This is a genomic window from Acidobacteriota bacterium (assembly GCA_003696075.1).
GTDB lineage: Bacteria > Acidobacteriota > Polarisedimenticolia > J045 > J045 > J045.
Genome location: RFHH01000145.1, coordinates 1 through 7,796, shown reverse-complemented (window position 1 = coordinate 7,796; position 7,796 = coordinate 1). Strand labels below are relative to the sequence as shown.

General features: G+C 72.9%; 4 protein-coding genes. 3 read left to right on the top strand and 1 reads right to left on the bottom strand.

All coding sequences use genetic code 11. From position 1 onward, the window contains the following. Positions 1–514: 514 nt before the first annotated feature. Positions 515–1,915: an MBL fold metallo-hydrolase gene (locus D6718_09985; GenBank protein RMG44499.1), complete on the bottom strand. Its 1,401-nt coding sequence runs from the start codon at positions 1,913–1,915 to the stop codon at positions 515–517. Between the two features lie 293 nt (positions 1,916–2,208). Here D6718_09985 and D6718_09980 point away from each other — a divergent pair, with 293 nt between their 5' ends. The 3 genes from D6718_09980 to D6718_09970 all read left to right on the top strand — a co-directional run bounded on the left by D6718_09980 (position 2,209) and on the right by D6718_09970 (position 7,477). Beyond that, positions 2,209–2,688: a YbhB/YbcL family Raf kinase inhibitor-like protein gene (locus D6718_09980; protein ID RMG44500.1), complete on the top strand. Its 480-nt coding sequence runs from the start codon at positions 2,209–2,211 to the stop codon at positions 2,686–2,688. A 274-nt stretch (positions 2,689–2,962) separates the two neighbouring features. Then, positions 2,963–4,732 (top strand): hypothetical protein, encoded by a 1,770-nt coding sequence (locus D6718_09975; protein RMG44498.1) that lies wholly within the window; start codon positions 2,963–2,965, stop codon positions 4,730–4,732. A 321-nt stretch (positions 4,733–5,053) separates the two neighbouring features. Further along, the gene (locus D6718_09970) at positions 5,054–7,477 is read left to right on the top strand and encodes a diguanylate cyclase (GenBank protein ID RMG44497.1); all 2,424 of its coding nucleotides are present in this window, start codon (positions 5,054–5,056) and stop codon (positions 7,475–7,477) included. Positions 7,478–7,796 lie beyond the last annotated feature (319 nt).

Here is a 7,796-nt window from a genome sequence, read left to right as displayed (position 1 = left end):
GGCGCGAGGACGATCTGGGAAACGGGACCGCCGGCGGAGTCGGCCACCACGCAAAGTCGCCGGATCGCTTCGTCCCAGAGGGAGCGGGGAGACCTTTCGACCAGTTCGAGGGCCGGCATGGCGGCCATTATCGGGGATGCGCGGGCGGGCCGGCAGAAGGCGACCGCCGGGCGCGTCGAGCGCAAAGCGGATCATCGGACGAGTGCTTCGCGCCGGCTGCGGCGCCGCGCCCCGGGGAAAGGCCGTCGCTCCGTTCGTCTGCGCCCAATGGAAGCTCGCGGGCGCTTGCCGGCAGGCCTGCGCCCGCCCCCCGAACGCGCCGCGGCGCCGGGATCGGCGCACCGAGGGCGAGGTGCATTCCGGATCGCGCGCACTCCCGCCCAGCTCGACGGCCGATCGAAGGTGACCGTCTCGAAGCGCCCGCTGCGCGCGGGATCGGGCAAGGGTGTCGGCGCACCGTCGAGTGGGCCGCCCTCGCGCGCCATCGCGGGAGCGCCCTCCGCGGAGAGAAGGATCAGGCGCGGCGCCAGAGCCGGCCCTCGCGGGTGACCCGCCCCTCCGCCTCGAACTGCAGCAGATGGGCGAGCGCCTGCCGCCGCCGGAGGAGCGCCGGAGCGTCGGGGGCGTCGGGGTAGGCCCGCTCGGCGATCGCGTCGAGCGTCGCCCCCTCGGTGCCGATCGCGGCGAGGACCATCTCGCCGCGCTTGTCGCGATGCCGCCGCGTCCGCTCGAGCGCCCGGCCCGGCAGCGGCGGTCCGTGCGCCGGGAGCACCCATCGAGGCGCGAGCGCGGCGGCGCGGTCGAGCGAGGCGAGGTAGGCGGCCATGCCGCCCTCGTCCGGGTCGACCAGGATCGTCGACAGCCCGCTCACGAGATCTCCGGCGATCAGGGCGCCGCGCTCCGGAACGTGGAACACCAGATGCCCGCGCGCGTGTCCCGGCGTCTCCACCGCCACCAGGGTCATCCCTCCCAGGTCGATCCGCGCGCCGTCCCGGAGCGGCTCCGAGGAGATCCCCTCCCGGAGGGGGGCACGGGCGAGCGTTTCGGGATGGCCCGCCACCGGCACACCCAGCTCGCGAGCCAGCGGCGAAGCTCCCCCGACGTGGTCCGGATGGTGGTGCGTGAGCAGGACGGCGTGGGGGCGGGCGCCTTCGGCGCGGCGCTTCGCGATCACCTCGAGCAGGCGCTGCAGCTCGCGGTGGTCGTCGGTCCCCGGATCGACGACCACGAAGCGCTCCCCGCCGGCGATCCAGGCGTTGGTGTGGGTGGCGGGGGGAAGAGTGCGCGTTTCGAGCGGACTCATCCAGATGCCGGGCACGAACTCGATGCGCGGCGCGCGCTGCTCTTCGGCGTTGATCGCGGCGAGTTCCCGGGCCAGATCGGCAAGGGGCGGCGGGTCGGAGGCGACCTCGGCTAGGCGGCGCAGAAGCGGCGGCAGGACCGGCGGGATCGCCGCCTCCCCCCGCCGCCATTCCTCGAGCAGGCGGGACGGCGCCACGAAGCGGAGTTCCTCGATCTCCTCGGGCCGCGGCGGTCGCGCCGGCAGCTCCGCGCCGTCGGGGAGTTCGGCGACGAGGAACCGGGTGCGGTAACGCACCGGGAAGATCGGGGGGGTGATCCGCTCCCCCGCTTCACGCCACTGCTCGGGTGGAACGACCAGCCCCGTCTCTTCCTGGAGCTCCCTCGCCACGCAACGCGCGTGGTGCCGCGGCGCCTCCGGGCGGTCGCCGGGATCGACGCCGCCGCCGATGAAGGCCCAGTTCCCCGGAAGGAAACGCGAGCGGCGCGAGCGAAGCCCGACGAGAACCTGGAGGCCGTCCCTGCCCCGCCGGAGGACGAGACCCACGGCGCTGTCTCGCGGCTCGGGCGGCTTCGCCTCGCCGGCCGCCGCGAGGATCCGTTCGTACAGGGACATGCGCGCACCGACGCTTCCGCCCAGGGGCGGAGCCGGGCGAGCTTTACACCGGCCAGCCGCGGGCGCAACAATCGACGCGCCGCCCGCCGGGCGGCGGACGCCCCCGGCCGGTGCCCGGGAGTCGCGGCCGGCCGTTCGCGGGCCGCGCTTCGGGGAAGGAGGCCCCGGTGTCCGAGACGCACAAGAGAGCGATGGCGGCGATCGTCGCCTGGGCCGCGGCGGGCCTCTGGGCTTGCGCGCAGGAGCCGCCGGCCGAGGCGCCCGGGCGGGCGCCGGCGGCGAAGGAGGCGAAGATGGCGCTGGAACTGACGTCGTCCGCCTTCGGGCCGGGAGAGGAGATCCCGGTCCGGTACACGTGCGAGGGGGAGGATCTCTCCCCGCCGCTCGAGTGGAAGGGACTCCCCGAGGGAACGAAGAGCCTCGCCCTGATCGTCGACGATCCGGACGCCCCCGATCCGGCCCGCCCGCGGATGACCTGGGTCCACTGGGTCGTCTACAACATCCCTCCGACCGCTTCCGGCCTGGAGGAGGGCGCGTCGGGACGGCGCATGCCGGAAGGGGCGCGCGAGGGTCTGAACGACTGGAAGCGGACCGGCTACGGCGGCCCCTGCCCGCCGATCGGGCGGCACCGCTACGTCCACAAGCTCTACGCCCTCGACACGACCCTCCCGGAACTGCCGGAGGCGACCAAGGCGGCGGTCGAGCGGGCGATGGAGGGGCACGTCCTGGCCAAGGCGGAGCTGGTGGGGACCTACCGGAAGCGGGGGCGCTGAGCCGCTCCGGCCCCGCCATGACGAAAGAGTTCGGATAAATCCGAACTCGCCAGGGGTCTCGCCGGCGCACGGCGCGGCGCGGGGCCGGCATCCCGCGTTGCGGGCCCGCCCGTTCGTCGTACAAGAAAAGGAAGCCGATCGCGACGAGGTCGCTCTCGGTCGGGGGGGGCGGCGTTCCCGAGAAGGACGGCTCAGGCGGCGCGCACCCCGCGAAGCCGGGGGCTCGTCGCCGGCACACGCGCGGCCCGGGGCCGCGCGGGGGGAGAACATGGGCATGAGTGCAGATCGCTGGCCGTCCTCGCTCCGATCCCTGCCGGTCTTCGCGGCGCTGATCGCCGCCGCGACGCTCGGCGCGCACGCCGCGGACACGACGCCCCCGGGCGACGTCGCGAAGGCGACCGCCGCGGCGCGGGATTCGGTCGTGACGCTCGAATGGGACAATCCGACCGACGCCGATTTCGCCGGCGTCCTCGTGCTCCGCCACGCCGGGTCGGCCGTTCCGGACGCGCCGGTCGACGGCCAGTCGTACAGCGTGGGCGACACGATCGGGAGCAGCGACGTCGTCTGCGTCACCACCTCCTCCGAGACGAGCTGCGACGACACCGGCGTGACCAACGGCGTCGAGTACCACTACAAGCTGTGCGCCTTCGACGGAACACTCAACTACGCCGGCGGCGTCTCGACGACCGGCCTTCCCCGTGCCCTCCCCTACAAGTGGGCCTTTACCACCCGGGCGGCGACCCTCGCCCCGGTCGGGGCGATTCCCTCCGCCTACATCGTCTCGGTCGGCAACGACCGGCTCCTGTACCGGATGGCCGAGAGCGACGGGCGGCGCGCAGGCTGGTCTCCTCCCGAGGTCAGCGGCGCCGTCCAGGCGCGGCCGATGGTCGGAGACCTCAACCCGGCGGTACCGGGCTCACCCGACTACACCGGCTTCGTCTCCTCCCAGGACGGCAATCTCTACCGCTTCGACATGTCCGCCGACTCCACCGCAGAGGGTGTCGCGCACGTCGCCCAGGATGCCGGCTGCCCGAGCGGTGCCCTCCAGGCGCCCGCGGTGGTGATGCTCGACGCGTTCGACAACAACCCCAACCCCGACGACGACGTGGTGGTGGTGGCCACGCGCTGCCCGGACTCCAACGGCGACGGGACCGCCAACGACAACAAGATCATGCTCTACTCGCACGATCTGAGCACCCTGTACGACACCTACGACGGCGACTGGGACGGAACGGGGAGCGCGGACAGTCCGGGGCTCGGCGTCAGCAACGCGGCACCGCGGATCCTTTACCGCGACGACACCAACAACTTCGTCTACGTGCCGTTCAACCCCGACGGCGACGACGACGAGTCGATCGTGGCGATCGAGGTCCTGGCGGCCAACGGCTCGCACACGGGGCCGCGCTTCGACATCCCCGTGTTCTCCGAAACGCGAGGGCTGGGCAGCGTCGACACCGATCTCGTCCTCTTCACGTTCGGCTACGGAAACAACCACTACCTCCTCTTCGGAGCCTCCGACGGGACCGGTCAGGGAACCCTCTACCTCTATGACGCGCTGACCCGCACCGCCGGTCCGGGCTCCCCGCTCAAGCAGAGGGGCAGCATCCCCTCCACCGACGGCCCGGTGAAGGGTGTGGCGGTGAGCACTCCCGTGCCGCTCGGAAACGGCTTCTACGAGCACTGGGTGGTGTGGTCGACCGACAACCAGGTCCACGGCGTTCGGATCAAGCCGGGGACGATTCGGTTCGACAGCAGCAGCCGCTGGGATCTCACGCTCCCGGACGACACCGATCCGGCCACCGGCCCCTCCGCGCCCATCGTGCTGCGCTGGGTCGGCGGTACGGAAAACACCCGCGCCTACGTCGGCGCCAGCGACGGCGTCCTGTACGAACTGGACGCGAAGACCGGGGCGATCGTGCGCACGTGGAGCGTCGAGAGCGGTGCGACGCTCGGGTCGCCCACCTTCGACTACAACGACGGCGTCCACCAGGGGATCGTCATCGGTTCGACGGCGGGACGGGTGCACTGGGTCTCGCTCGACTGAGACGCTCTCCGGGGAAGCCCCGGGCCGGACGCCGCATCGCGCGCGGCGCGACCGGCCGGCGTGGCGAGCGGCCGTCCCGGCAGCCGGCCCCGCCGGCCGCTCGCTCCCGCGTCCTCGTCCGGGCACCGGCTCGCGGAGTCGCGCGCTCTTCGTCCGTTTCCCGATCGCCGGGTCACGCCGGCCCGATGCGAGCCTCCCCCGCGCTTGCGCGGGGTCTCCGCGGCGCGTTCGATCCTGTTCGGGGCGCCCGCCGGCGCGCGCCGGCGGCGTTGACCGGAGCGGCACCGGGCGACCAAGTTCTCCCCGAAAGGGGAAGCCGGGTTGCTCGACACCCGACCGCCGACGCGCGCCGGGCAGGCGCTCTCCGCCCTCGTGATCACCGGGGGCGGGGCGTTCTTCCTTTGGACGGCGGCGCGATGGATCGGGCGCCCGGAGGCATGGGGGCCCGGCGTGGCGGCGTTGTTCGCGATGACGGTCGCCGCCGGACTCCTGTCGATCCGTCTTCCCGGGGCGCCGTCGTTCCTGTCGCTTTCGGACGCCTTCACCTTCGCGACCGTCCTGCTCTACGGCCCCGAGCCGGCCGCGGTGATCGCGGGCGTGGAGGGGCTGGTGGCGACCTACTTCCGCACGCGGCGGTGGGCGCCGTCGGCCACGTCGCTCGCGGTGATGTGCCTGTCGGTCGACTTGTCCGGCCGGGTCTACTGGGCGCTGCTCGGCGCGGAGCCGGGTGGAGCGGAGCCCGTCGACCTCCTGCGGATGACGCCGCCCCTGGCTGCGATGGCGGCCGCGCACTACACGCTCAACAGCTTCCTCGTCGCCTTGCTCATCGGCGTGCGGCGACGCCGGTCGATCGTCCGCCTGTGGCGCGAGAGCTTCTCTTGGGCGGCGCTCGGCTTCCTTGCGGGCGCGCTGGTGGCCGGGCTGGCGGTCGCGCTGTTTCGCACCCTGGGACCATCCGCTCTGCTGATCTGCCTCCCGGTTCTCGGGCTCACCTACGTCAACTACCGCGCGACCCTCGGGCGGCTGGAACGCAAGAACCGCGAGATCGCCGCCATGAACGAGCTGCACCTGCGAGCGCTCGAGGTGCTGGCGATGGCGATCGACGCCCGCGGGCAGTCCAGCTACGGGCACCCGCGGCGCGTGCAGGCCTACGCGGTGGGCCTCGCTGAGCTGGCGGGCCTCGACGAGGAGGGGATCCGCGCGGTGAGCGCGGGGGCCCTGCTCCACGACGTGGGGCGGCTCGGCATCCCCGACTACATCCTCAACAAGCCGGGGAAGCTGACACCGGCCGAGTACCTCAAGGTCCGGACCTACCCGGTGATCGGCGCCCAGATCGTCGAGGAGGTCGGCTTTCCCTACCCCGTCGTGCCGATCGTCCGCCATCACCGCGAGCACTGGGACGGCAGCGGGAGCCCGGACGGTCTCGCCGGCGAGGAGATCCCGCTGGGAGCGAGAATCGTCGCCATCGCCGACGCGGCCGACGCCATGATGCAGCCGCGCCCGTACCACAACGCCCTCTCCCGGGAGGAGGCGCTGGAGGAGCTGTCGCGGGCGGCTGGCCGGAAGTTCGATCCCGCGCTGGTCGAGCTGTTCACCGCCCATGCCGACGAGCTGCTCGCGCGGGCCGAGGAGCCGGCCCCGCCACCGGCCGGTATGGAGAGAATCGCCAGCATCCAGCGCGACTACGCGCTGTCGCTCTACGCCGAGACGAAGGCGCCGAGCGCCCTGGAGCAGATCGCCGCCGCCCGGCGCGAGGCGATGGCGATGCAAGAGTTCACGCGCGACCTGGGCCGGTCTCTCGGACTCGACCAGACCCTCGAGCGCATCCTGGAGCGGCTGCGCAACCTGATCAGCTTCGACTGCGGTGTGGTCTACCTCGTCGACGGCGGCAACGACACGATCCGCGCCGCGGCCGCGGCCGGCTCGGGCGCCGAGGAGCTGCGCGGCAACATCCTCATGGCGGGCGAGGGCGTCAGCGGGTGGGCGGTGGACAACGCCAAGACGCTCGTGAACGTCGTTCCGATGCCCGACTTCCGCGGGCGCAGCGCCCCCTTGGGGAGCCGCTTCCGGAGCGCTCTCGTGTCGCCGCTCGTCCACGAGGGAAGGGTGATCGGCGCGGTGACGCTCTACCACGGAACCGAGCGGGCCTTCACCAGCGAGGACGAGCGAATCCTGGAACTGGTGGGACCCGAGGCGGCGGCGGCGATCGAGAACGCGCGCACCTACGAGAAGACCCGCGAGAACGCGATGACCGACTCGCTCACCGGGCTGCCCAACCTGCGCTTCCTGTTCGCACAGCTCGAAAAGGAGGCGGTCCGCGCGCGCCGCCATCACCGCCCGTTCGGCGTCGCCGTCTTCGATCTCGACAGGTTCAAGCCGATCAACGACCGCTACGGCCACCGCGTCGGCGACGCCGTTCTTCGAGCCGTCAGTGGCTTCCTCCAGCGCCAGCTCCGCACCGGCGACACCGTGTGCCGCTGGGGAGGGGACGAGTTCGTGGCCCTCCTTCCCGACGCCGATCCCGAGCTGATCCGCTCGGTCGTGTCGCGCATCCAGAAGGGAATCGAGGAGACACCCTTCGAATGCGGCGCGCCCGAGCCGGTGCGGATCGGGGTGAGCGCGGGATGGGCCGGTTTTCCCGACGACGGCGACGATTTCGAGGAGCTGATCCGCATCGCCGACAAGCGGATGTACGCCGACAAGGCGGCGCGCCAGAGCGCGGCCCGGGAGGTGGGGGCGACCTAGTCGGCCCGTCCGGCGATCGGAGTGCGGCGGTCCCCGCCCGCGATCGCGCGCATCCCGGGAGGATCGCTCGCCGACCGCCCGGAGCCGGTGGGGGCGTTCGCCGCGCCGCACCCCCCGCATTCGTCGCGAGGTGCGCTCCCGGTGGTACGCAACGCCCGTCGGTCCGCGACGCGGCGGGGATGCCGATCCGCGAGGGCGGCGGGATCTCGCCGGCGGCAATCACCCGTCACCGTGGCCCGGTGCGAACGGCCGGCTCACCGGGTGCGGCCGCTCGCGACCACGAACACCGCGTCGCGGCGCCACCCGTGCGGGGCCGGGC